Source organism: Foetidibacter luteolus, assembly GCF_009650435.1.
Classification (GTDB): Bacteria; Bacteroidota; Bacteroidia; order Chitinophagales; family Chitinophagaceae; genus Foetidibacter; species Foetidibacter luteolus.
The window spans coordinates 117,177-141,827 of sequence record NZ_VVIP01000058.1; the positions used below are offsets into that span (position 1 = coordinate 117,177).

At 45.3% G+C, this 24,651-nt stretch carries 15 protein-coding genes and 1 tRNA gene; 7 read left to right on the top strand and 9 right to left on the bottom strand.

Annotated features, from left to right (window positions below; genetic code table 11):
* Nucleotides 1–7: 7 nt before the first annotated feature.
* The 3 genes from dapF to F0364_RS18425 all read right to left on the bottom strand — a co-directional run bounded on the left by dapF (nucleotide 8) and on the right by F0364_RS18425 (nucleotide 2,253).
* Entirely contained in the window at nucleotides 8–787 is a 780-nt protein-coding gene (dapF, locus tag F0364_RS18415; protein WP_153799278.1) for a diaminopimelate epimerase, read from the bottom strand.
* 89 nt (nucleotides 788–876) lie between these two features.
* Nucleotides 877–1,248, bottom strand: coding sequence for a four helix bundle protein (locus F0364_RS18420; protein WP_153799279.1), 372 nt, complete (start codon nucleotides 1,246–1,248; stop codon nucleotides 877–879).
* A gap of 126 nt (nucleotides 1,249–1,374) precedes the next feature.
* Nucleotides 1,375–2,253, bottom strand: a complete 879-nt coding sequence (locus F0364_RS18425; RefSeq protein WP_153799280.1) for a nucleoside phosphorylase — start codon at nucleotides 2,251–2,253, stop codon at nucleotides 1,375–1,377.
* A 95-nt stretch (nucleotides 2,254–2,348) separates the two neighbouring features.
* Here F0364_RS18425 and F0364_RS18430 point away from each other — a divergent pair.
* The 3 genes from F0364_RS18430 to F0364_RS18440 all read left to right on the top strand — a co-directional run bounded on the left by F0364_RS18430 (nucleotide 2,349) and on the right by F0364_RS18440 (nucleotide 5,368).
* Nucleotides 2,349–2,419, top strand: a tRNA-Cys gene (locus tag F0364_RS18430).
* Nucleotides 2,420–2,690: 271 nt separating this feature from the next.
* Complete coding sequence (locus tag F0364_RS18435) at nucleotides 2,691–2,852, top strand: hypothetical protein (protein ID WP_153799281.1); 162 nt, start codon at nucleotides 2,691–2,693, stop codon at nucleotides 2,850–2,852.
* A 104-nt stretch (nucleotides 2,853–2,956) separates the two neighbouring features.
* On the top strand, nucleotides 2,957–5,368 hold the full coding sequence (locus F0364_RS18440) for a beta-galactosidase (protein ID WP_153799282.1): 2,412 nt from the start codon (nucleotides 2,957–2,959) through the stop codon (nucleotides 5,366–5,368).
* Between the two features lie 650 nt (nucleotides 5,369–6,018).
* On the opposite strand, the gene F0364_RS18445 is transcribed toward F0364_RS18440, so the two are convergent.
* Both F0364_RS18445 and F0364_RS18450 read right to left on the bottom strand, forming a co-directional pair.
* Entirely contained in the window at nucleotides 6,019–6,837 is an 819-nt protein-coding gene (locus F0364_RS18445; protein ID WP_153799283.1) for a carboxylesterase family protein, read from the bottom strand.
* Between the two features lie 5 nt (nucleotides 6,838–6,842).
* On the bottom strand, nucleotides 6,843–10,208 hold the full coding sequence (locus F0364_RS18450) for a DUF5107 domain-containing protein (protein ID WP_153799284.1): 3,366 nt from the start codon (nucleotides 10,206–10,208) through the stop codon (nucleotides 6,843–6,845).
* A gap of 450 nt (nucleotides 10,209–10,658) precedes the next feature.
* On the opposite strand from F0364_RS18450, the gene F0364_RS18455 reads away from it, so the two are divergent.
* Genes F0364_RS18455 through F0364_RS18465 form a run of 3 tightly spaced genes read left to right on the top strand, consistent with a single transcriptional unit; the run spans nucleotide 10,659 to nucleotide 15,558 of the window.
* On the top strand, nucleotides 10,659–12,035 hold the full coding sequence (locus F0364_RS18455; RefSeq protein ID WP_262885396.1) for a sugar porter family MFS transporter: 1,377 nt from the start codon (nucleotides 10,659–10,661) through the stop codon (nucleotides 12,033–12,035).
* A gap of 2 nt (nucleotides 12,036–12,037) precedes the next feature.
* A complete protein-coding gene (locus F0364_RS18460) occupies nucleotides 12,038–13,930 on the top strand; it encodes an alpha/beta hydrolase (protein WP_207632753.1) in 1,893 nt (630 codons plus the stop codon).
* Nucleotides 13,927–15,558 carry a DUF5597 domain-containing protein gene (locus F0364_RS18465; protein WP_153799287.1) on the top strand — a complete coding sequence of 544 codons (1,632 nt, stop codon included), beginning with the start codon at nucleotides 13,927–13,929 and terminating at the stop codon, nucleotides 15,556–15,558. Before F0364_RS18460 ends, F0364_RS18465 begins: the two co-directional genes overlap by 4 nt.
* Nucleotides 15,559–15,566: 8 nt before the next feature.
* Here F0364_RS18465 and F0364_RS18470 read toward each other — a convergent pair whose 3' ends face one another.
* The 4 genes from F0364_RS18470 to F0364_RS18485 all read right to left on the bottom strand — a co-directional run bounded on the left by F0364_RS18470 (nucleotide 15,567) and on the right by F0364_RS18485 (nucleotide 23,492).
* Nucleotides 15,567–16,997 carry an arabinose isomerase gene (locus F0364_RS18470; protein ID WP_153799288.1) on the bottom strand — a complete coding sequence of 477 codons (1,431 nt, stop codon included), beginning with the start codon at nucleotides 16,995–16,997 and terminating at the stop codon, nucleotides 15,567–15,569.
* Between the two features lie 541 nt (nucleotides 16,998–17,538).
* Nucleotides 17,539–19,212: a RagB/SusD family nutrient uptake outer membrane protein gene (locus F0364_RS18475; RefSeq protein ID WP_153799289.1), complete on the bottom strand. Its 1,674-nt coding sequence runs from the start codon at nucleotides 19,210–19,212 to the stop codon at nucleotides 17,539–17,541.
* An 11-nt stretch (nucleotides 19,213–19,223) separates the two neighbouring features.
* Complete coding sequence (locus F0364_RS18480; protein ID WP_153799290.1) at nucleotides 19,224–22,352, bottom strand: SusC/RagA family TonB-linked outer membrane protein; 3,129 nt, start codon at nucleotides 22,350–22,352, stop codon at nucleotides 19,224–19,226.
* 201 nt (nucleotides 22,353–22,553) lie between these two features.
* On the bottom strand, nucleotides 22,554–23,492 hold the full coding sequence (locus F0364_RS18485) for an AraC family transcriptional regulator (RefSeq protein ID WP_153799291.1): 939 nt from the start codon (nucleotides 23,490–23,492) through the stop codon (nucleotides 22,554–22,556).
* A gap of 146 nt (nucleotides 23,493–23,638) precedes the next feature.
* Between F0364_RS18485 and F0364_RS18490 the strand changes: the two genes are divergently transcribed.
* On the top strand, nucleotides 23,639–24,577 hold the full coding sequence (locus tag F0364_RS18490; protein WP_235921145.1) for an AraC family transcriptional regulator: 939 nt from the start codon (nucleotides 23,639–23,641) through the stop codon (nucleotides 24,575–24,577).
* Nucleotides 24,578–24,651: the final 74 nt, after the last annotated feature.

Consider the following 24,651-nt stretch of genomic DNA (forward strand, 5'->3'; position numbering starts at 1 on the left):
GACAGTTCTACAATTTAACATCCCCATGAAACACAAATTCTGCAGGCCCGCATAGCCATATATCGCTGAATTTTTCTTCTCCGTCTTTATTGAACTCCACCGCCAATGCGCCACCGGGCGTTTGTACATCCACATGGTTAAACCCATTTTCATTATCCGCAAACACCAGGGCCGATGCTGTAACACCTGTACCACAGCTTAATGTTTCATCTTCAACCCCACGTTCGTAAGTACGCACAAATATTTTGTTCTCATCCTGTACCTCTACAAAATTTACGTTGATTCCCTCAGTTGCAAACCTGTTGTTATAACGTATGGCCTTTCCTTCTTTTACCACTTCAAACTTGCGGATTTCCTGAACCGGCTTAACGTAATGTGGCGAGCCCGTGTTAAGCACGAAGGAATCAAAGCTTTCTTCTATACCATCTACATCTTTCATTTTAAGGTAAACCCAGCCATTCTCCTGTATGGTGGCTTCATGGTCTCCATCCACCGCTACAAAAAAATATTTGCTTTTATGAATGCCCACATGCCAGGCGAATTTAACCAGGCACCTTCCGCCGTTGCCGCACATGGTGCTTTCGCGGCCATCTGCATTGTAATATTCCATGGCAAAATCGTATCCGGGTTTGCTGTTGAGCAGCATTAAACCATCCGCGCCGATGCCAAAACGCCTGTCGCACAAATGCTTAACCTGGGCGGTAGTTAGTTTAATGCTTCCATCCCGGTTGTCTATGATAATAAAATCGTTTCCTGTACCCTGGTATTTGCTGAAATGTAGATTCATAATTTGGTAAGGGGGGAGTGGTAAATAGCAAGTGGGATAAAGCATCAGCGCATTTGATAATGAACTTTCAGGCCCGTTTACCAACACCTTTATTGACTTTTAGAGTTATTTAAATTGTCTATCATTTTTGATAACATCCTGAATACTGATTCAAGATACCTTTCCAACTTCACAATTTGATTGGTTGTAAGATATTCCAGAACTAAAGCTATTTCGATTTGCGTATCAATTTCTACGCTGGAACTTCTTGAAATCTCGTAAAATCTCATCTTCTCCTGTTTTGATATCCTTGATGCTCCTTCCGCAATGTTACTGCAAACAGAAACAACAGCTCTTCTTAATTGCGATACTAATACAAAACGTTCATCCGGTGGAAATTTTTTAGTTACTTCATACACTTCTTTTACAAGATTCATAGAAATTTTATACACATCCAGTTTTTTGTGCGACAAGTTTAACATGGGTAACAGATTTTACGATTTTGTGCGCAAAGTTAATATGTAAATGCATTAGCCAAATTGACTAATCAGCTTCTCCTCATACCCCACTCACCATTTACTACTACCCACTAGCCACTTACTATTTCCCTATCCCAAGGAAGCAATTATCCCTAACGCCTTTTCTATTAACCCCTCCACTGCTTTGGCGCCGTCTTTGGAAAACTGTTTGGTTACCCGGTTGGCCACTATTGCATTCAGACTAAGGCATTGGTGCCCCAGCAGGCGCCCAAGGCCATAAATAGCGCTGGTTTCCATTTCAAAATTACTGATGCGGTGCTGGCCGTAGCTAAACTGCGTAAGCCTATCTACCAATGCCGGGCTGGATAGCCCCAACCGCAATACCCTTCCCTGTGGGCCATAAAAACCAGGACAGGTAACCGTAATGCCATGGTGAAAGCCATCCACAAAATGTTTTAACAAAGAAGGGCCGGCAGAGCTGATATAGGGTTGTGAGAATATAGCATCCAGTTGGGTATGCGCCACAAATTGCTGCAAGAGTGTTTTTTCTTCATCATTGTTTTCCAGCCTGTAATAGCTCAACAGGTTATCAATACCAAGCCCATGCGTGCCTGCCACAAAGCCATCCACAGGTATATCCGCCTGTAAAGAGCCGCTGGTACCAATTCGTAAGATACTAAGCGAAGTAAGCTGTGGCTTAACGGTGCGGCTGGAAAAGTCTATGTTAACCAGGGCATCCAGTTCGTTCAATACAATATCAATATTATCAGGCCCTATACCCGTTGATACAACCGATACCCTTTTGCCGCCTATATAACCTGTATGTGTAATAAACTCCCGGTGTTGCCGTTCTGTTTCAACAATATCAAAGTGTTTGCTTACTTCTTTCACACGGCCTGGGTCGCCAACGGTGATGATGGTAGATGCCAGTTCATCGGGCCTCACATCCAGGTGATAGATGGCGCCACGGTTGTTGATGATTAATTCGCTTTCGGGTATGACGTTCATTATTAAAAAGTTAAGGCGTAAATTTCGTATAATTTGAATAAGAATTTTGTATTTAACCGGTTTCCTTTATTTTCGCAGCCGGTTTTAAAAATAATGGTTCCGTGGCCGAGTGGCTAGGCAGAGGTCTGCAAAACCTTTTACAGCAGTTCGAATCTGCTCGGAACCTCATATCAGGGAATCGTCGGTTGACGGTTCCTTTTTTATTTTACCGGATTTATCGGTTACAGTAAGAAACTGATTTTCATTTCTGCAATAGTTATTCATAAATCCCGTTTTTATCATTGCGACAAGTTATCAGGTTTTCCTCAACCAATTCAAAATTGACTGGTATGCAAGGGAAAACATTGCATCGCATATAGCCTGGTTGTTTCAGGCCAAGAGCAAACGGTAACAGCGATATTCACAGTCAATATTGCTACTCTCATAAACAAAAAACTTTGCTAGATACGGAAAACGGCAATCCAGCACTACTGAACAACTCGATAAAGTTCCAAATGCAATTGGTGTATCGTATTGGTAATGCTTTACAGGCAGCAGGTGACAGCAGCGCCTGTTTTACACGACGCGGTTTATCAAAATTCCGTTTTATTGAGAAATAAAATAACTGGTGCATGGATAATCTCATCATCTGCATAGACAATTCTATGAACCGTGCAGTACAGGAGAGAATACAGCTAATTTCAGCTATCAAATAACAGCCGGGATGAAAGCCTTACCTATCTTGCTCAGTATTTTTTTCGCATTCAGCTCCACAGCGCAACAGGTTTATTATATTGATATTACAAAAACGCCGGAACAGGCGCCACCGGTAACCCTGGACCTGGGGGGCAGCAAGCCGACCGGGGAAAGCATTACCGTGAACAATGAATATATACTTGCTAACGGCAAACCTTTTTTTCCTGTAATGGGGGAATTTCATTTTTCCCGGTATCCCAATGAGTACTGGGAAGAGTCTATACTTAAAATAAAAGCGGGTGGTATCAACATCCTGGCTACTTATGTGTTCTGGAATTTGCATGAACCTATTGAAAACCTTTTTAACTGGACCGGAGATTACGACCTTAAAAAATTCATATCGCTGTGCGCAAAACACCACATGCAGGTTATTGTGCGCATTGGCCCTTACGGTCATGGCGAAATAAGAAATGGCGCCATGCCTGACTGGCTCTACGGAAGGCCAATAGATATACGTACCGATGACCCGGCCTACTTAACACTTGTAAAAAAGTATTACAGCGAAATTGCCGTACAACTGAAAGGATTTTTATATAAGGATGGTGGTAATATCATAGGCATTCAGTTAGAAAACGAATACCAGCATGCCGGCTCTACCTGGTGGCTGACCTATCCCAACTCACCCAGTAATTATACTTTTCCGTTTAGCCAGCAGGAACTGACAAAAGACAATACCTGGAACCTGGAAAAAAGAGAAACATACAAGGCAAGCGGCGACCAGCACATGCGTACATTAAAACAAATAGCCAAAGAAGCCGGACTTGACGTACCGCTGTACACTGCAACAGGATGGGGCTATGCGGCAATTGTTGACAAGGGCAGCCTGCCGGTATCTGCAGCTTATGCCTACCCATCGTGGGGCAACCAGGAGCCATCGCCTTTTTACCTTTTTAAAGACCTGAAAAGATCACCAGATTACCAGCCTGTACGTTACGACCCCCAATTATACCCAAGCATTTCAGCCGAAATAGGCGGGGGCATTATGATCACCAACAGCAAACGGCCATTAGTGCCAGCCAACAGTATTACGCCACTTATGATCAGGAATATCGGCAGCGGCAGCAATGGTATCGGTTATTACATGTACCACGGCGGCTCCACACCTGTGCTGAACGGTCAATTCATGAGCGAAGAAGCCGGTGAACTGCCGAAAATCAGTTACGATTTCCAGGCGCCTGTGGGCGAGTTTGGCCAGGTGCGCAGTGCTTATAACGAATTAATACCGCTTCACCTGTTCCTCAATAAGTATGGCAGCCAACTGGCCCCTATGAAGACATACCTTCCGGAAACAAACCCGGTTAACCCAACTGACGCAAGGCGGCTGCGTTATGCTGTACGTTCCGATGGAAACACGGGGTTTGTATTTATGCATAACTACCAGGACCATGTAGCTAACTCCGATTTACATAACCTGCAGTTGTCTGTTAAAACCAAAAGCGGAATCATCCGCATACCTTCAACAGGCAGCTTTACGCTCAAAAAAGAAAGCTATGCCATTCTTCCATTTAATTTACAGGCAGGCGGTACAACTATACAATACGCCACAGTACAGCCGCTCACAACATTCAAAAACGCCGGCAGGGGTTACCATGTTTTTGTTTCTATTAACGGCTTCAGGCCTGAACTTTTGCTACAATCCAGTCACCGCATCAGCGCTCTCAGTAATTGCAGTACCAGCAAAGAAAAAAATGGTTTGCTGGTTAAAGGCAACGCAGATATTTTCAGCTTTCAGTTAGGTGAAGGGGATAGCAGCCAAACGTTCCTTGTCATTCCCCAGGCGCTTGCTAAAAAAACGTATGCATTGCCAAATGGCTTATTATTCAGCGGTGAAACGATCCTTCCACTGGAAGACGGGTTTGAACTCATCTCACGTGGAAAAAATATTGACACCGTATTGTTTTACCCTGCAACTAATATTTCCATCCAGTCCCCTAACGTTACTGTTGGCCCTCTGCCTTCTTTTACAGAAAAGTCTTTCTCTGCTTACAGCGTTCAATTCAAACAAATATTGCCGCCTGTCAAGATTGAACAACCACGTACAACAAGCGCTGTGGTAAGCTTCAATGAACACAGCTTTGACGGACTGAATGATATTTTCCTGCACATAGACTATAGAGGGGATAAGGCACAGGCTTTGTTAAACGGACATCTTGTGGCTGATCATTTTTATTATGGCGCGCCATGGGAAATAGGGTTAAAGCGCCTCAAAACAACCGCGCAACAACCCTTATTCCTGTTTTTTCACCCACTTTCCAAAACAGCCCCATGCATACCTTACATAAAGAAATACCTTCCTGATTTTGGAGATAAAAAAGACTATTTACAGGTTAATGCCATCAGCGTGGTGGCGGAGTACAAATGCAAAGTGGAACTGCGATAAATTTTATAACAGCAAACGGCCAATCCGTACTTTGCCGGCTTTAACAAGATTAAACTTACATTCACAGTTTAAAAAAGCAACAGCCATTATTTGCCCGGCATACGCACTGCTATTAAGCTTCGTTGTGTCACTCACTTGTACGCCTTGTGCGCTATGCAACAGGCACCTGCTATTATACTGCCGGTTTAAGCAATCAGCACCCGATAGTATTTATCACTATTGTCCTACTAAAGTGTTTAAACCATTGTCTATTAATTTAGACCTCACCCCAACCCCTCTCCTTTGGAGAAAGGTCAGAGCCCGCTCTGGCAAATAGTTTCAACGGAATTGCTAAACTTTTCCCGGACAATAGTGAATATTGATGAAAGAAAACAGGCCATGTAATAATGTACAGCTAACCGGTTAACTAATGCGTAGTGTATTGTTCCGGGAATAACCGTACAGCCATAAGCCGGGTAACGCGGTAAAGCTTCACTGGCTGCCGGATTGAAGCGGAAAGCCCGCAGCCACGAGGTACGAGTGGCGAGGACTTGCAGCGAAAAGCCGGGACTACAGCTTCATTGAAATACTTTAGCTGAAAGCCCCACATCATTTTTTACAGATAATTTGCGGGCATCGCATGCACTATAAGAAGAGCCGGCAAAGCGGCATTAGCGGCAGTGCAAAAGCATCCATTCATAAACATTCAGGCCATTCTCTTTATAGTTTGGGTCGTAGGTTTTTGTCCAGGCATCATGCCCCGCATCCTGGAAAATTGTTTTGCGGGCAAGAGGCCCGGGTGGCTTAACAAAGGAATTGATATAGCTGATATAGTTATCGGTATATTCAACGGTTACAACAGGGTCTTCCCGGTTATGTGTGGCCCATACCGGCAGGTTGGCGTTGGCTATGGCAACAGCTTTGGTACTGTCAGGCCGCGATGCACCACAAACAGGTACAACCGCTGCCAAAAGATTTGAGTATTTTGCGCTATTGCCCACACATTCCCATGTTATACCGCCACCCATACTGATGCCGGACAGGTAAACACGTTTCTTGTTAACCCGGTAATTAGCCAGGGCATAATCGATAATTGAATAAACTGTGCCGGGCCATGGCCAATGCATGAACTGCGGCGCAAGCACAATAAACTGGTAAGTGGTATCCTTAACCGCAAAGTACGCAGGAAACCTGCCGGTTGTTATTAACTTCATCGGGCCATTGCGCAGCAGCTTAGGTAACTCAGTGCCGCCATTACCCAATTCGCCCACACCATGCAGGAAAATTAAAAGTGGATATGCCTTTTCTCCCTGCTCGTAACCATCTGGCAGGTACTCATAAAAGCCATGGCAATTGGTATCTAAGGCTATGCTTTTGGCAGAAAGTTTTTGCCCAAAAACTGCAGCGTGGCCAACAAACAGCAAAACCGTAACTAAGGATAATACGATAAGTGGTTTTCTGCATGCAGAAGCAGGTGTTGCAATTTCCATGGTAATTATTTTTCATTGATTAACGCAGGGATGGCCCCGGTGTACAGCAGAAAGTCTTTGATGCGGGAATGAAAACTTGCACCGGTATGGTAACGTTGTATATTATTCACCTGCATAAAAAATTCGTCGGCAGCCCCAAACTCACCTAATCCTAAATGCCCCAGCGCCTGCAGGTAATAGCAATGCGCTTTGTTTAGCTGCTGTAAGTCCTGGTCAAAAACCAACAGGTCTGGCAATGAGACCGCGAAATAATCTATCCGCACTTCATCTTCTATATGCCTGCTGCCAAAGCTTATTAACTTCCTGAAAACAGTCACTGCTTTTTCAGGCCTGCCAAGCTTATACCAGGCCATGCCCTGGTAAAATATTTTATCAGGTTGCGGATCGTTATAGAATATCGCCCGGGCAGGTTCAGATGACCCCTTTGTTGCTTTATCATAATACCTGGCCGCCTCTTCCTCATTGCCCAGCAACCGGCAGGCGCATGCCCGCAGGTAATCCAGGTCATTTTCCGGTTTGCCGTACAGCTTTCCTTCCCCAAAGTTTTCGGGGTAATGGTCCAGCAACTGCAATAACGATAATGCTTTGGCGGGGTTTTCTTCACACATGGCAATCTTTGCCATTTCCGTTAAACAAACCTGGTATTGTTCAGCAACCTTTCCTTCTCCCCCCTCCCATGGATGAAACTTACGTTCAAGCAGCAAGGTTTTTGCTTCTTCGTGCCTGCCTGATAAATTCAGCAATGCAACCCTTTCAAGATAAACATCATCCCGTTCTGTTACCGCATGCATGTTCTCGTCAAGAAAGCCCAGCCTCAGCTCAACCGGCATATTCAATATCTTATACAACTGGTCCAGTTCCATCAATATTCTCGTGTCTGATTTATCCAGCACAAAGGCACGCTCCATAGCGGCAAGTGATTTTTGGGGCTTGCGTTCTTTGTTAAAGTATGCCAGGGCCAGGTTTCTATACGCGGCGGGAAATTGATTGTCCAGTTTAACAGATTGCTCCCAGCAGCCAACAGCTTCTTTGTATTGCTTTTTATCATACCACAAGTTACCGAGGTAATACCAGGGCTTTGCATTACCCGTTTCTACCTTTATAGCATCCTGCAAAATGAGTACTTCATCAATTTTATTGGGAAAACAAAAATCAGGTGAAACCCCTTCCGCTTCGGCATAATATTTAAATTGCTGTTCAGTGTTACCCTCCTTGCCGGCCAGCCATCCAAGGTAATACAAAGGCAATGGCGAAACTTTTTCCGTATGTGGAAGAAGGGTGTGGATAAACGCCATCGCGTCCTTGTACAGCCCTGCAGATGCGTAATCAAGCGCATACTCAAGCAGGTTTTGCAGGCGGTTGCCTTGTATGGCCTTCATGTCCTGCAAAATGCAGGCAGCTTCTTCCGCCTTCTGCTGCATCAGTAAAAGATGGTACCATTCGTAATAAGCGCCATAGTTAAATGGGTCATCCATCAGCAGCTTTTTTATCAAAGCATTTACCTGCTCCAGTTTGCCTTTTTTTCGCAGCACTGCAATCTCAAGGTGCCTGGCTGTATAACTGTTGTAATTTCTTGCCAGCGATTGATGGATGAACCGCAGCGCATCATCCCATTTTTCCCGGCGGCCGGCTATCCTTGCCAGGGCCAGGAATGCACTGTGCTGGTACGCATCGCTCCATATTGCTTTGAAAAAGGCGTCATACGCCTCTTCAAAGCGTTCCTGCATTTGAAGGCAAATACCCAAATTAAACCAGGGCCCGCCATCAGCAGGGTTTAAGTTCCTTTCCGTAAGGGTTTCAATGGCCCTTTTAAAGAAAAATTCGGATTGGGCAAATTGTGCCCTGCGCAGTAACAACGCCCCCATCGCGTTGTTACAGGTACTGTTGCCAGGCTCCCGCCCCAATGCCTCTTTGTAATAATCAGCAGCATCAAATGTTGCATGACGGTACTGCTCCAGGTGTGTGCCGGTAAGGTATAGCTGTTCAAGGCTGTCAATTTCATGCGGCAGCTTTGCAGGCTGAGCCGCCGGGGGCACATTTTGGTCGCCTGCGGTTTCCGGCTTAAAATTTACAAGCAGGTTATTGGCACTGTCCGTAACTGATATGTTAAGCGATGGCCATGATATTGCCGGCGAAAGGTCAATTGTTTCAGCAAACAAGTCACCTGGGCACACATCACAGGCAAACGCCGCTATCAAGTTATCTCCGGCATGTGCCTTAACCTGCATGTTATTGTAGATGGCCGTAACGTATATTTTTATGGTCACTCTGCCCTCTGCCTTTTCTACATTAATAACCGCATTTTTTGATGCATTCTTTATGCCGCCCGTTCCTGCATAGGGCATAAAGTATTGTTCAAATTCCTTGTGTTCATTTGGCTGCAGCCAGGTAAAATCGGGCTGGTTGTCTGTAAACACGCCTGTCATTAGTTCAGCATAAGGCCCATCTTCGTCTGTAAGGTTTTTATCCCAGGCTTTTCCAAAATCGCCGTTGCCCCATGTCCATTGCTTTTTACCCGGTGCAATATGGCTATCCGCAATATGTACCATGCCTGCCTGTGTATCATGCTCATAACAGCCAATGAAATCATATTTAGACCGGATTGCCATATAGGATGTGGGCACGGGGATGTTTTTATAACGGGAAATATCAGTACCTGGCGCATAATTTACTTTGTAATAGTCGCCTGTAGCTATAGGAAAGCCCGAAACATCCCGTTTACCATGATCGAAGACAGCGTACACATCCGGAGGAAATACGGATTGATAATGATCATTAACTTTTACTGCGGGGTTAGCCCACCACAGAAAACTTTGGCGCAAGGTTGTCCCGTTAAAAACCCTTCCTTTTACCTCCAGGTAGGCCTTACCGGGATATAAGGTAAACCCTGCCATACCCTTTGTCCGGAACATAGCCTCTACCTCATTTACCCATATTGTTTTGCTCCCGTCCTTATTATCCACAACAGTACAATCAACAGGCAAAAATGTGCTTGGGCGGTGGTGCTGCGGCCAGTTAAACTCAATGCCACCGGATATCCAGGGGCCAGTTAACCCAACCAATGCCGGTTTTATAACCTGGTTGTAATAAACAAAATCACGCTGCTTTATTTTATCATAGGCCCGGTGTACCCTTCCCCCCAGTTCAGGCAATACCATTATACGCAGGTATTCGTTTTCAATAAAAAATGCACGGTATTTTTTGATTACTTTCTCATCATAAATTTTTTCGATCACCGGGTATGGATATACCGTACCGCTGCTGCCCTGGTAAACGCGTTTTTCAAGAAATAAAGGATTTTTTTCAGGCTTGCCTGTTTCGTAAGCGGGCAACTCAACCCATTCTTCCCAGGCTTTAACTTCCTGTTTCATGTAAAAAGTATATAGAGTAATAAACAGTGAAAATGAAACTCAAAATTAGAATGCCACATAAGCGGCCATATATCGAAAACAACTATTTTAATGGATAATCCAACACAACAGCAATGGTTAATATGTAAGAGCCCCGGGGTGGCATTTTAAACTTCAGAGACCTTGACTTTCATTTTTTTGGACCCGGCGGCAACACCCTGTGGCAGCTTCGTTGCGTCGCACTACTTTCATCTGCATATCATTGTGGCATCTTTTATCTAAGCGAAAATTTAAGACACATTCAACAGGCAGCCCCGGCGTGGAGGGCTGTCATTTTCGGGCAACGCCGGGCTAACGCCGTTATGGCTGCAGAATGCTATTATCCATTAATAGCATTAAATACTCCATTAGGCCGCTTTCCATCTTGCCTACATTTGCCGTATCTCATCAGCCGGGCCTTCTTTACAGGCTATACAAAAGCAAGCCATCATATCACCCACTTACAGGTTCATGAAAAAACAAATGATCAACATTGTACTCATTAGCCTTACCGCCGCCCTGGGTGGGCTACTGTTTGGTTTTGACTTTGCGATTTTTGCAGGCACAATACCCTTCCTCAAACCTGCATTCAATCTTACAGATGCACAACTTGGCTGGACCAGCAGTTCTATTTATATGGGCTGCATTGCAGGCTCTCTCTCCACGGGTTACCTTGCGGACCGTTTTGGAAGGCAACTGCCCTTAGTTATTTCCGCTGCTATTTTTGCTGTTTCCGCTGTAATGATGGGTTGGTCCGGCAGCTATAACATCTTCATTGCATGGCGCATTATAGCCGGCATTGGCATGGGGGCCGCCTCTATGCTTTCACCGTTGTACATAGCAGAAATATCCCCGCCCTCCATACGGGGCAAAATGGTTTCCCTTAACCAGTTTACAATTGTAACCGGCATCCTGCTTGCTTATCTCACCAGTTATTTGCTCTCGGGCTATCCAAACAACTGGCGGTGGATGTTTTCTTCTGCCGCGGTACCTGCCACCATCTTCTTTCTTTCGGCTATCGCTTTACCTGAAAGCCCCCGTTGGCTGGTGGTAAAAGGGGGCCTGCAAAAAGGCAGAAAAACATTATACCACCTGATGGCGCAGGACGAAGCCGAAAAAGAAATTGTTGCCATTCGCTCTTCCATACATGCTGGTACAAACAGCAGTTTCCGCAACTTGTTTTCAAAAGATATTGCCCGCATTGTAATGATAGGTATGGCGGTGGCGGTGTTCCAGCAAATATCCGGGGCCAATATTGTATTTGCTTATGCCCCTTTAATTTTTGAGAAAGCTGGAATGGATGTAAGCAACCAACTCTTCCAGCAAATACTCATTGGTTTTGTAAACCTTTTATTTACTGTGTTAGCTATGCAGATAATTGACAAAACCGGCCGCAGAAAAATGATGACAGCCGGCGCTTTGGGCATGTGCTTGTTACTGCTGCTTATCAGCTCCGCATTTTATTTTAACTGGCTTGATGGCCCCTGGCTAAGTTTGTTTACCCTGCTTTTCATAGCTGTTTATGCCACTACGCTTGCACCGGTAACATGGGTGTTGATTGCTGAAATATTTCCCAACCGGGTACGGGGCATGGCCATGTCGGCAGCCACCACCATGTTGTGGCTCGCCTGTTTTGGCGTAGCTTATATTTTTCCAATATTGATCGGACATTTCAAACAGAACGTTTACATAAGTTTTTTAATTTTTGCAGGCATTTGCTTTATCTATTTTATTTTCCTTCTGCAAAATGTGCCTGAAACAAAAAATAAAAGCCTTGAACAGATTGAAAAGGAATTTTTAAACCGATGAAGATGAAATACAGCTACGCCTTTGGGGCCATCGCCATTTGTTTTTCCTGGCTAACCGGCTTTTCACAAACCAATGGGGCTTACATTGATACAGCGCATTACAGCAAAGTATTTGGCCATCCTAAATATTACCGGCTGTACCTTCCTGAAGGATATGGAAGGGCAGGTAAAAGATACCCGGTTATCTATTTTTTTCACGGCTGGGGCGGACGGCATTTTAAAGACGATAATGCCTTGCTGGAATATGAAAAAATAAAAACACTTGCCGATAAATACCAGGTATTGCTGGTAATGTGGGATGGCAATATTGATACCGCGGAACCACGGCCATACAATACCGGCAACCATGAGGATATTAAGTTCAGCGTTCAGATGAAAGACTATTTTCCTGAACTTATCAGCCATATAGATTCGGCTTACCTTACCTTAACAGACCGGCAGCACCGTGGCATCATCGGCTTCAGCATGGGTGGGTTCATGTCTTTTTTCCTGGCAGGAAAATATCCCGAAAAAATCAGCGCTGCCGTAAGCCTTGCCGGCAGCCCTGAATTCTTTATCGGCTATCCGCAAAACCACACCCTGTACCCGCTGCGCTACACATTTAAGAACCTGCAGGATGTAAATATCCGCATGCACAATGGCGATTCGGATATATTGTATTACCTGAATGATGAAGTAAAACAGGGGGCAAAGTGGGAAGGCATCCCCGTTGACTACTGGAAATTTCATGGCGGCCACATGGTGGACATAGCAGGAGAAACAAAAGTTTTTGAAACGGCCATGCGTTTTATTACAGAAACATTCAACAATCCGGCACCGAGAAAACCACGCTGGTCACACTATGATTTGTATCCTGCTTTCAGCGCCTGGGATTACCAGGTGAATACAAGCAAAAGTGTTCCGGGATTTGTTCTTTTAAAGAATGTTGACAAAAACGGGTGTGGCCTGTACAGTTACCAATGGCTGCCGGATGGCCCATCCATACCATTGGACACCATTACCGTTTTAACTGCCCCATTGTACCAGCCCGGCAAAACCTATCGCATTCTAACCTGCAATACACACATGGGAACAACAGTTACCAATACACAAAAAGCAGATGAAACCGGCAGGCTATCGTTCCGTTACACACAAACATCCATCGAAACAGGAATTTATGACGACAATGACAGTCCAAACCTGGTAGTAATGGGCTACAGGGTTGATAAAGGCAGCCGCTACCTGCGGCAGGGTAAACCAGCAAAGCTCTCGATACAGTTGCTGAACAGGGTATCTGATATATCTCCCTTCACCATCAGGGTGGCCATATCCGCATCAGACAGTGCGGTGCAGCTCATAAAAACAGCAACAACAATAACAGTACCGCCCAACACAAGGCTTATCGCTTTTCCGCCCGTTACTATTGTGCCGGCAATAAAAGCGCCTGCCCATGGGGAACCACCGCAAGTGAAGCTTAACATCACCATGCAAACCGGCAAAACAATTTATACTGATGATATAACCATCCCGGTTCTTTACAATGCCCCCATGCTCGACAGCATACAAACAGACGATGGGCTGAAAATAAGGGACAAGCCTATGGGTACAGGAAACGGCAATGGTATTGCAGAAGCCGGCGAAACCCTGCTGCTTTATTCAGGCGCCCACCGCCTGCGGTTATATACTGAAGACAAATGGGTTATAAAGGAAACGTTGGCAGACGAAATGATACCGGCAAGATGGCCGGATGGGTTTACCGTAAACTCATTGATTTCTATTTCACCGGATTGCCCGGATGGACATGTGATAGAACTGCATGCCAGCTATGAAACAAAAACATTCAACCCCATTGAAAGAAAAACCACCTGGGGCAGGTTAAGGTTAACCATACAAAACAAAAGCAAACCTGGAAAATGAAACATCTTACATTTTGGAGGGTCATACTCACAGTTACTTTATACGGTTTTACCGTGCCGGCCTATGCACAAAAACAACTGCCTGCCATTGTAAAAAAGAAGAACGGCGGATATAATTTCATGGTGGACGGTAAGCCTTACATAGTTCTTGGCGCCCAACTCTGGAACAGCAGTGCATGGCCTTTTGTGCTTGATAAAACCTGGCCGCAACTGCGGGAACTTGGGTGCAATACGCTTGAAGCCCCCATTTACTGGCAGAATATAGAACCAGTGCCCGGGCAATATAATTTTAAAGAACTGGATTACCTGGTTACAGGCGCCCGAAAGGAAGGATTGCGTTTAATACTGCTTTGGTTTGGCTCGTTTAAAAACGGCAGCTCTCAATACCCGCCGGAATGGGTACTTACACAACCGGATAAATACCCGCGCATGAAAAACAGTGCGGGGGGAGAAATGCTGTTATTATCCACCCTATCGAAGGCAAATGTTGATGCTGATAAAAAAGCATTCAGCGCAATGATGCGGCATATAAAAGAAGTGGATGCTGCGCATCAAACCGTAATTATGGTACAGGTAGAAAATGAAGCCGGTTCCCTGGGAACAGACAGGGACTATTCAGAAACGGCAAATACCCTGTTTAAAGAAACAGTGCCAGCCCAACTGGCACAGGGTCTTAACTTAAAAAGCGGCACCTGGCAGGAAACCTTTCCCGTATACGCCGCAGAGGCATTCAGTGCGTGGCACATGGCTAAATACATCAATGAAGTGGCTGTTGCGGGAAAAAAAGAATATGATTTGCCAATGTACGTAAACGCCTGGCCGAAAGAACATGCTTTTCAGCGGCCGGGCGAATACCCAAGCGGCGGGCCGGTATCGCACATGCTGGATATATGGAAGATAGCCGCCCCCGCTATTTCGTTGATAGCGGTTGACATTTATATGGGCAATTACACCGCTTTTAATGATTTGTGCGCTAAATATAACCGGCCAGATAACCCGCTGTTTATACCTGAAATGGGCAAAGGCGCAGATTTTGCCCGCAACCAGTTTTATGCCCTGGGCAATTTTAACGCCATTGGGGTTGCCCCTTATGGAATAGATCCTTTTCATGCCGACCCCAATGATGAACGCGATAAAGAAAAGCTGGATAATAAATTCGCTTATTTTAAAGATAATTACCGCTTGCTGAAAGGGGCCGTTTCATCTATCGCCATGCTGCAGGGTACCGGAAAGCTGCAGGCCGTAAGTGAGGATTATAACCTGAAAGAACAACTGGTGCAGGCAGGGGATTATGATATCCTTTTTTCCTACGGGTTTCCGGCATACAAACCGGGCAAACCGTTAACAGGCCGTGCACTGATTGGGCAGTTAGGGGAAGATGAATTCCTCATCATTGGTTTTGATACAAGGTTTCAGTTTAAGCCAAAGTATGGATCTGGCTACAGTACCGCCGAACTGATAATAGTGGAAGAAGGATATTACGAAGATGATAAATGGATACAAAAAAGAATCTGGAACGGGGATGAAGTATGGCATTCAACCCTTACGCCGGAGGGCGTAATACTTAAAATAAAATTGCGGAAAACCAAAAATTCAACAAACGGCAAATTGAAAGCAAATTTTGAATAGCAGCTTCTTTAGCAAACCTGAACAACCTCCATTTTCAGCAACGCCCCCAGCTTCCTGATTTTTGCACTTATATGACCTGTACCTACCGCGCAATGGTGTGCAGGCCCATAACTGTTCCAGTTGTTCACAAACCCTCTTGCCCCTATCGGAAATTTATACCGGCTATTCGTGTTCCCTATCTGAAGGATGGGGCCCGGCACCGATTCTCCCTCTGCGAGAAGCAGCATCAGTTTTCCATTAGCTGTTTCCGTTATGCCCAACAATGTTACAGGCCCGTTACGCACACTCATCTCTACGGATACGCCTTTGCCAACTTTACCATGATAAACTTGCAGCGGCCTTACTTTCGTTTTACCCTCTGCAATGGCTATATGCCCCGGTCCGTCATGCCCCATTAAAACCACGTCATCATTAAAATCCATGGCATAGTATTCCGTAAAAGAACCACCGGCGTTAAAACTGTCCATAATTTTCATGGCTATGGCGTTTTTAATTTCATATTCCCCCGCAACGGGTACCCCGTTTGCCGTAAGTAACGATGTACCCAGTATTATTGAGCTTATTGCCTCTTCATTTTCTTCATTCCCTGTGCCCTTGTAGTAGTAGGCCATTGAGCCCAGTTTATGAATTTCAACCAGCTTATCAAGCGCAACGGAAGTAACAGCGGCCTGGTACAATGCCTCTGTTGAGCAGTCGGGCTGAATGTCGAATGATTCGGCAAATAAAGCCAGCCTGCCGGTTACGGCCCCGGCCACAACAGATTTGCGCAGTGTGGCCAACTCTTCTACTTCAAGCAACTCAATATGCCCGCCAAAATGGGCATACACTTTTGTAAGGTCTGTATATATATCCAGCATCCCGCTGTAATAATGCCCCATACAGCCCAACCGGTTATTAAAAAGTTTCTTTGCCACGGCCGCTGCCATTACCCACTCCATCACCTCTTTCCAGGCACCCTCATCATTGTTCAGCATACCTGTAACCTGGTGAAATGGTATGCCGCAACGGTTAAACACGTTGGCAATTTCAGGCACCGGGCAGGCCGGGCAATAAGCCAGCCATTCCCCGGTCATTTTGGTGCGGTCATTCATTGCGTTAAAAGCAGTGTAATCTATCGCTGCTTCGGGCGAAAGGTTTAAAATTACAACCGGTACTTTTGCACGTTGTATTACCGGCAGCACGGTAGATGAAAGAGCGTAAGTAGTTACATACAGAAAAATCAGGTCAACACCCTCTCTCCTGAAATGGTCGCCGGTTTCAAAAGCTCTATCCGCACTGTCAACAAGCCCCGCGTTAATAACACAAGGGTTAACTTCCTTAATTTTCGCTTCTACTTCGCCAAGGTACCCTTCCAGCCGCTCCTTTAAGCCAGCAAACTGCGGCCAGTAAGTGTTAAGGCCTATTCCAAACAATCCTATGTTACAGGGCCTGTCTATCATTTTAATTTACATTGGTTCATAATAAAAGGATCAGCTCCGGGAACTTTATCCCTGCGTTTTAAAATTTCGCCGGATATTGATGTATGCAGGTGGTGGCCGGCAATATATCGCTGTGGCATCGCCTGTTGCGCAATTTGCGTGTTGAAGCAGCAAATTGGAAACTACGTTCATCTGCAACAATACTTTCAGCTTTTACCTAAGCGTAGGGTAGGCCCATGCCCCACCATTAGTTCAGCATATTTACCATTGTCATTTCACATCTCATGGGTATCGGTTGTGTGCTAAAGAGAATGCTGCCTGCAAAAAAGCAGCGTGCCGCACTTTGGGTGAGGGATTGAAGCGGATACCCCGGTGAAGCCCATGTGTATGGGCCCTGTGCCGGAGTAGCAGCGGAAAGCCCGACCCGAGGCACGAGGGGCACCCCCTGAAAATGGCTTTTATCTCAGCACACAACAACCGTTCAGCATATCACCGCAGGCCACCATTTACTTGCCGGCCAAACAAAAACCTTCCATCTGCTTTTGCGTAAAATACAGCACCGTTAGTAACCTGGATTTTGCTGGCCCTGCAATTTGGGGTTCTGGTCAATTGCGTACTGTGGTATGGGGAATAAATAATTTTTTGACTCAAAAAACTTCTTGCTGCCCCCGGGGATAGTAACCGGTGTGTAAGTGAGGGGGCCTGGGGCACCTGAAATTGCGATGCCGTGCAACGGGTTATTGAGCACAATATGGGCTGTTCTCCAGCGGACAAGATCCCAATAGCGCTTATCTTCAAAAGCAAGTTCCACTCTTCTTTCATGGCGGATAGCGTTACGCATTTCAGATTGGCTAAGGCCCGTGGCAAGGTCTGGTAATTCTGCACGTTTACGTATTTCATTAATAGCTGCATAAACAGTTGCATCAGGCCCCACTGCCTCATTTTGCGCTTCAGCATAATTCAGCAGCACTTCTGCGTACCTGAAATAATAATAGTTCTGTGCGCTGGTACCAGGGTTGTTCCAATTGTCGGCGCCTAAGGTAATTTTATCATTGAGCCTTTTACGCAAATAATAGCCGGTATTGGTAGCATCATTCCTGTCAGCAAGATCAATCTCGTTGGGGCTGCCTATGCCCTGGCGGGTATAAATGGTATCATTATACCACCAGGTAGCATCGTAGACTATGGATTGATAAAACCTTTTTTCCCTGTTAACATAAGGGTTTTGCGGGTCGTAACCGGAAGTTGGGTCTGTTATGGATTTGCCATTGGCCATAAAGTAGGCATCAACCATTTCCTGCGTAGGGCCTATGCCCCCCCAACTCGTCTCCGCCCCACCTTTGGTGAAAGTAGGCCCCAAATAAGAGTCTGCCCTGCCGCCCCATACCCTGGGCAGATACTGGCGATAAAATATGCCTTCTTTATTATTGTTGTTCTCCGGCATAAAGAAATTTCCGTAATCGGGAAAAAGCGTATAAACCGATCCGCCAAATTCGTCAATTACCTGCTTATTAGTAGCCGCGGCTGCAGCAAATTTGCCAGCAAATAATTCGCACCACCCTTTTAAAGTTAATGCCGCCCCTTTTGTAGCACGCCCGGTTTGGCCTGGCACCTGGGGCAAATCGGCAGAAGCGGCTGCACATTCTGAAGTAATGAAGCCAAGGGTTTCCTCAAACGTACTTCTTGCAACAAAAATAGCGTCGCCCTGTTCTGCGCTGTTCAGTACATCTGTTATAACGGGAACACCGCCATACGTCATCCAGAGCAAATGATAAAAATAGCTACGCAAAAAACGGGCTTCAGCAATGCGCAGTTTTTTATAACTGTCCGTGAGTTGCGAAGATGCCGTTACGGATTCAATAAACAAATTGCACTTGCGTATGTAACCATACTGTAGCCTCCAGTCATACGGCAAAAAACCATACGATGGGTTGAAAATTTGTGTAAAAGGATTGTACGATGCTTCCTGGATAATGTTTCTTGAAGGCGTCCAGTTATAGCCGCACACTGAATTATCACTAAAGTTTTCCATGGGGTCGTACCAATTATTACCATCGGGCAGTTTTCCATAAATATCATTTAAAAACACATCCGCTGTATTTGGATCTGTCCATACCGTAGCGTCTGACAGCCTGTCCCTTGGAATAACATCCAGCGATTCGTCTTTTTTACAGGATACAATAAACAGGAGCAGTAATATAACAATGGGGCTATTTGTATTATTAGTCTTTTTCATTTGGCTGCCATTTAGAAATTAAGATTTAAACCTATAGTAACTACTTTTTGTTGCGGATAATACTCGCCATTAGAAACACTTACCTCAGGGTCAAAATTTTTGACGGGGCTCCAGGTAAGCAGGTTTTGACCAGAAACAAAAACCCTTGCAGACTGCATGCCTGCCTTACGGGCTACCTGGTAAGGGAGATTGTACCCCAATTCGCCTGTTTTTAAACGCAGATAGCTGGCATCCCTTATCCACCAGGAGGAGTAAGCTGTATTATTGGCAGTGGGCGTTGGTGTTAGGCGGGGATTTTTTGCGTTGGTATTTTCGGACGTCCAGTAATCCAGGTTTTCTGTTGTGGCAGAAGCGCCGTTTACAAACGGCCATGCGGCAGTAGCTGAAAGATAGAAATTTCTGCCGGCAGCACCCTGGAACAACAATGTTATATCAAAGCCCTTGTACCTTATTGTTGGCGAAAACCCATATACCACCTGCGGCACGGCGGATTTGCCAATTTCCACTTCATCATCCGGAGAAATAAGGCCATCACCGTTAACGTCTTCGTATTTTATGTCGCCGGGGTGCAAGTCTCCAAAAGGCTGGGATACAGGATACTCAGACGCGTCTATTATACCATTGCCATTCTTATCATCAGATACCTGAAAATATCCCAGGGCACGATATCCGAATTGTGTATTGAGAGGCCTGCCTGTGCGCCTGCGGTTTGGATTATCATAAGTGGAAGAAGTTTCAAAAACACGTTCCAGCTTATTTCTTGCGTATGTAATATTACCGGTAAGGCCTATGCGAAAATCCTTTGAAAAAGCATAAGAACTACCAAGGGTAAGTTCAAACCCGCGGTTGCTCATTTTACCTGAATTTACCTGTGAAAGGGAGATACCGTATTCAGCCGGTACCACTACATCTGGTGCGAAGAGCATGTTATCCCTTTTTTCCCGGAAATAGTCTGCTTCTATTGTAAGCAGGCCATTCCATAATACGGCCTCTATACCGATATCTGTTTTTTTGGCCCTCTCCCATGTAATGGATCTGTTTGGCTCCGCATTTTCATACAACCCCTGCCCGGCAATTCCATTTATAATTGCCGCATTGCCATACAAAGTGTAAGAACTTAAATATTGAAAAGGCGCCCCAGCAAGTGCCCCGGATTCGCCATAAGATGCACGCAATTTTAGATTGGATATCCAGGTGATACTTTTTATGAAATTTTCTTCAGACAAACGCCAGCCTGCCGAAAAAGCGGGGAAGAAACCAAATCGTTTACCGGGTGCGAAGTAGTAGTTTCCATCATAGCGGCCAGATGCTTCAAGCAGGTATTTATTGCCGAAGCCATAACTAAGGCGGTAGAGGGCAGATCGTTGTTTTGCTTCTGAAGAATATCCATAATTGCTGATATCCGTTGCATTGGAACTGCCATTGTTTAACTCCGGGACATTAACGCTGAAATTACTGCGGCTAGCCCCAAAAACAGAAGACTTTGTATTCCTGGCTTCAAGCACTATCAGCAAACCGAGATCATGCAGCCCGAATTTGTTATTGTAATTGATAAAGCCCTGGTAGGTGAAAGCCTGGCTTTGGTTATAATATTGCGTGTAAACCGGTTTTGCAGGGCCATCATTGCCAGCAAGCGTGTACTCGTATGGGCGCTTGGTTGTATCAACGGCATAAAACGGTATTGGAGTTGACCATATTTTACCCTGGCTGACAATACCTGAACCAGGATTGTTTGCATTGGTAGGGCTGAAAGGGTTAAAGTCGTAGCTGGCCGCTATTTTTACACTAAGGCCTTTTACAGGCAGTTGCTGTTCTACAGACAACTGGTTAAGCATTGTATAACCGGTTGTTCTTGCCCAACCACTATGGTGTAAATTACCGTATGCGGTACGACCTATATAGCTGCCCCATAACCCATTGCTGAAGGTAAGCGGCGCTACGGCAGGGGTACGGAATGCCTGATAAAAAATGAACCCTGTATTTACTGCTGCCTGGTTGCGGTCTTCTACCCTTCCATTCATTGAAAGAGATACTTTAGTGGTCTTAGTGGCCTGTACATCCAAATTGCCGATAAGGTTATACTGGTTATAAGCAGAGCGGGCCCACATGCCATCCTGTTTCAGGTAGCTAAAGCCAGCATAATAGCGAACTTTTTCACTACCCCCGGATAAGGAAAGGTTGTGGCTTGTTATGATACGGTTACGGCTTATCAACTCCTCAAGCACATTATGGTTGGGGTGCCCGTCGGGGTCTGATCCGTCCCTGAACTTCTGCAGGCTGTATTCAGAATACACCGGCAGGGCCCCCACATTGGCGTTAGCCACGTTGCGCATGGTAGCATATTGATAGGCATCCACAAATTCTGTAAGCTTGGTTGGGTTCTGCCAACCCACATAACCGTTATAACTCAGCGATGAAGCACCCGCTTTTCCACGTTTGGTGGTAATGAGGATAACACCATTGGCGCCTGCCATGCCATAAGGGGCAACCGCCGCCGCGTCTTTCAATACTGAAATGGATGCTATGCTGTTGGGATCTACCTGGGAGTAATTTCTTGGAACACCATCCACTATTACCAATGGCTGTGTATTACCGGTAGTGCTGATGCCCCGTATGATAATATTAGAGCCGTCGAAACCCGGCTCCCCCGTTCCCTGCATGGCTACAATGCCTGCCGCACGGCCCGCAAGGCTGTTGGTAATATTTGCAACCGGTTGCGAAGCGATATCAGAACCATTGATGGTACTGATGGAAGATGTAAGGGAAGATTTTTTTTGTGTACCGTAAGCTACTACAACCACGGAATCCAGTCTTGCTTCTGAAGTTAGTAACAGAACCAGCACCTCCCGGTCTTTAACAGCACGCATTTCTTTAGACTGGTAGCCGGTGGAGGAAAAGACAAGCGTAGCATTCTCTGAAGGTACCCGAATTGAAAATGCCCCGTTGGCATCTGTTATGGCGCCGATAGAGGAACCCTTTACCTGCACGGTTACATTGCTTAACCCCTGCCCTTTATCATCCGTTACCTTGCCGGAAACAGTAAAACCGTTCTGCGCAAGTACGTGGGTAAAGCAAAAGATAACCAAAAGCAAAATGAGGCAGCAAGCCTTTGCTCCAAAGGCAGCTAAAAATCTTTTCATATAGCTTGTTTAGTTTTGGTTGATTGAAAATGAACCTGTTTGTAACGATAAAATTAGAACTGGCCTAAGCCTGTATAAATGGATGATTTACCTTTTAGCATGGAGAATTCTATGGGTAAAACTGTTAAAGCATGCCATATAGAAAAATTATAATGGCCGCTTCCCTTAACGATGAAGCGGACTGAAGTTTTTTAGTAACCGTTAATGCGGGAAAGAAGCATTTTGCTCCGCTGTGCGGGATTTGCGGCTTCGGTATTCTGCCGGCGGCATGCCCATTACATTATTAAAAAGCCTGGAAAAATAAAAGGGATCATCTACGCCAAGCTTGCAGGCAATTTCTTTAATATGCATATCAGTAAACAGCAGGTACTGACATGCCTTTTGAATTTTGATGTGGTTAAAATAATCAAGGGGCGAATAGCCTGTTTTTCTTTTGAAAAGGCTTGAGAAATATGATACCGATATGTGCACCTGCGAAGCAAGTTCATGTAATTGAAGGGGCTTGTGCAGGTTTTGCCGCATATAGTCAACCACTATCTCAATCAAGTCCTTAAACTCCTTACGCTGGGGCAGCAGGAAGATATCCGGAAAACAAAAAGAAGAAAGGAAGTGCACCAGGCACATATTTACATACCCGATTTTGTCTGCACTATACCCGGTCTCCAGAACGCAGAACATCCGTTCAAATAATTTAATCCGCTCTTCGCTGAACGCTACAGACTGGCACATACGGGTGTTTTCAACCGTCAGCAAGGCATCAAGCTGCCCCGCGCCTGAGCCGGCAAAATGCACCCAATAAATTGACCATGGGCGCAGTTCTGATGAGCCATAAGCATGTGGCGCCCCGGCGGGAATAACAATAAACTGGTCCTTTTCAGCCATAAAACGGCCTTTGTCGGTTTCCACCCAACCCAGGCCATCACTGCAATAAATCAGGATGCTTTGATCGCACCCGTTATCACGGTGCCGGAAGTGGTGCCTGGCACGTGGGTAATAACCAATATCTGTAAGCGCCAGCCCGGGCAGGCCGCCCGCTGACAAGCAGGATTCTACAATTGTACGGGGGATAACAATTGCTTTCTGGCCATTGAAACCATCCTTCTTTTGCCGGCAATCTGTATCGTTTACATTAAGCATCATATTTTGCAGCCCGTATTTCCTAAGAAGAGGCTAAGCAATCATTTTACGGGTGAATTCTTAACTTACCTTCACAAACAATTCATGGTTAGTAAAGACAATCAAATTTACTTTATGACCTGAAGCGGAAAAATGCGCAAAATGATATTTTGCATATAGAATTTGACATAGATAAGCCAGCCATGACTAACTATTACAAATACCTTCCCTTTTCCCAACAGGATGAAGATTGGGGCCTGCATGTACTTAACGCAGGGTGTACACGTATTGAAAAGGGCCAGGAATACCCGGCACACACACATCCCGGCCATCATTATTTCAATTGGCAGAAAGGCAGGGTACTGCGCGAATTTCAATTAATTTATATAGCAAAAGGCGGCGGTTTTTTTGAATCTCTCCATTGTAAAAAAACAACCATTACTGAAGGGTCTGTCTTTATCCTTTTCCCTGGTGAATGGCATCGCTTTAGGCCAGACCCCGCCATAGGATGGGATGAATACTGGGTGGGGTTTAATGGTAATATAGCAACCTCTCTTCTCAAAAACAGTTTTTTTCCCCTTGATGAACCAATAAAGCAAGTTGGGCTGCGGGAGAGCATACTGCTGTTGTTTGCAGAGATACTTGAAACAACACGCCACGAGAAAGCCGGGTACCAGCCATTAATCTCGGGAGCCGTTTTGCACCTATTAGGTACCATCTACTCACTGATACGCCAGCAAAAGCTGCCGTCTGACGACGTTACGGAAACAATTATCGGAAAGGCAAGGGCCCTTCTCCGGTCTGGGGAATATAATAAACTCTCTTTTGAAAAGCTGGCAAATGAATTAGGGGTGAGTTACTCCTGGTTCCGGAAAACATTTAAAGCGTACACCGGCATGGCCCCGGGCCAATATCTACAGCAACTACGCTTAGAGCAAGCGAAAATAATGCTGACCAACACTATAAAACCATTAAAACAAATTGCTGACGACCTGAATTTTGAGTCAGCATTCTACTTTTCCAGTTTATTCAAAAAAAAGATGGGGGTTTCTCCCGAACAATACCGGCGGCAAATAGCGGCATTAAATAAACAAAACCTGGACAATTGATTATAAAGCAACGCGCCGTAATTGTATGAGATACTTTAAGGCAAAAAGCCATGTGCCGGCTTAATGAAGCACAA

Excerpts from the sequence above, each read along its gene's own strand:
- F0364_RS18465 (WP_153799287.1), top strand. The coding sequence starts at position 13,927 with ATGAAACATCTTACATTTTGGAGGGTCATACTCACAGTTACTTTATAC.
- F0364_RS18460 (WP_207632753.1), top strand. The coding sequence starts at position 12,038 with ATGAAATACAGCTACGCCTTTGGGGCCATCGCCATTTGTTTTTCCTGG.
- F0364_RS18485 (WP_153799291.1), bottom strand. The coding sequence starts at position 23,492 with ATGATGCTTAATGTAAACGATACAGATTGCCGGCAAAAGAAGGATGGT.
- F0364_RS18420 (WP_153799279.1), bottom strand. The coding sequence starts at position 1,248 with ATGTTAAACTTGTCGCACAAAAAACTGGATGTGTATAAAATTTCTATG.
- F0364_RS18425 (WP_153799280.1), bottom strand. The coding sequence starts at position 2,253 with ATGAACGTCATACCCGAAAGCGAATTAATCATCAACAACCGTGGCGCC.
- F0364_RS18440 (WP_153799282.1), top strand. The coding sequence starts at position 2,957 with ATGAAAGCCTTACCTATCTTGCTCAGTATTTTTTTCGCATTCAGCTCC.
- F0364_RS18480 (WP_153799290.1), bottom strand. The coding sequence starts at position 22,352 with ATGAAAAGATTTTTAGCTGCCTTTGGAGCAAAGGCTTGCTGCCTCATT.
- F0364_RS18450 (WP_153799284.1), bottom strand. The coding sequence starts at position 10,208 with ATGAAACAGGAAGTTAAAGCCTGGGAAGAATGGGTTGAGTTGCCCGCT.
- F0364_RS18445 (WP_153799283.1), bottom strand. The coding sequence starts at position 6,837 with ATGGAAATTGCAACACCTGCTTCTGCATGCAGAAAACCACTTATCGTA.
- F0364_RS18470 (WP_153799288.1), bottom strand. The coding sequence starts at position 16,997 with ATGATAGACAGGCCCTGTAACATAGGATTGTTTGGAATAGGCCTTAAC.
- dapF (WP_153799278.1), bottom strand. The coding sequence starts at position 787 with ATGAATCTACATTTCAGCAAATACCAGGGTACAGGAAACGATTTTATT.
- F0364_RS18475 (WP_153799289.1), bottom strand. The coding sequence starts at position 19,212 with ATGAAAAAGACTAATAATACAAATAGCCCCATTGTTATATTACTGCTC.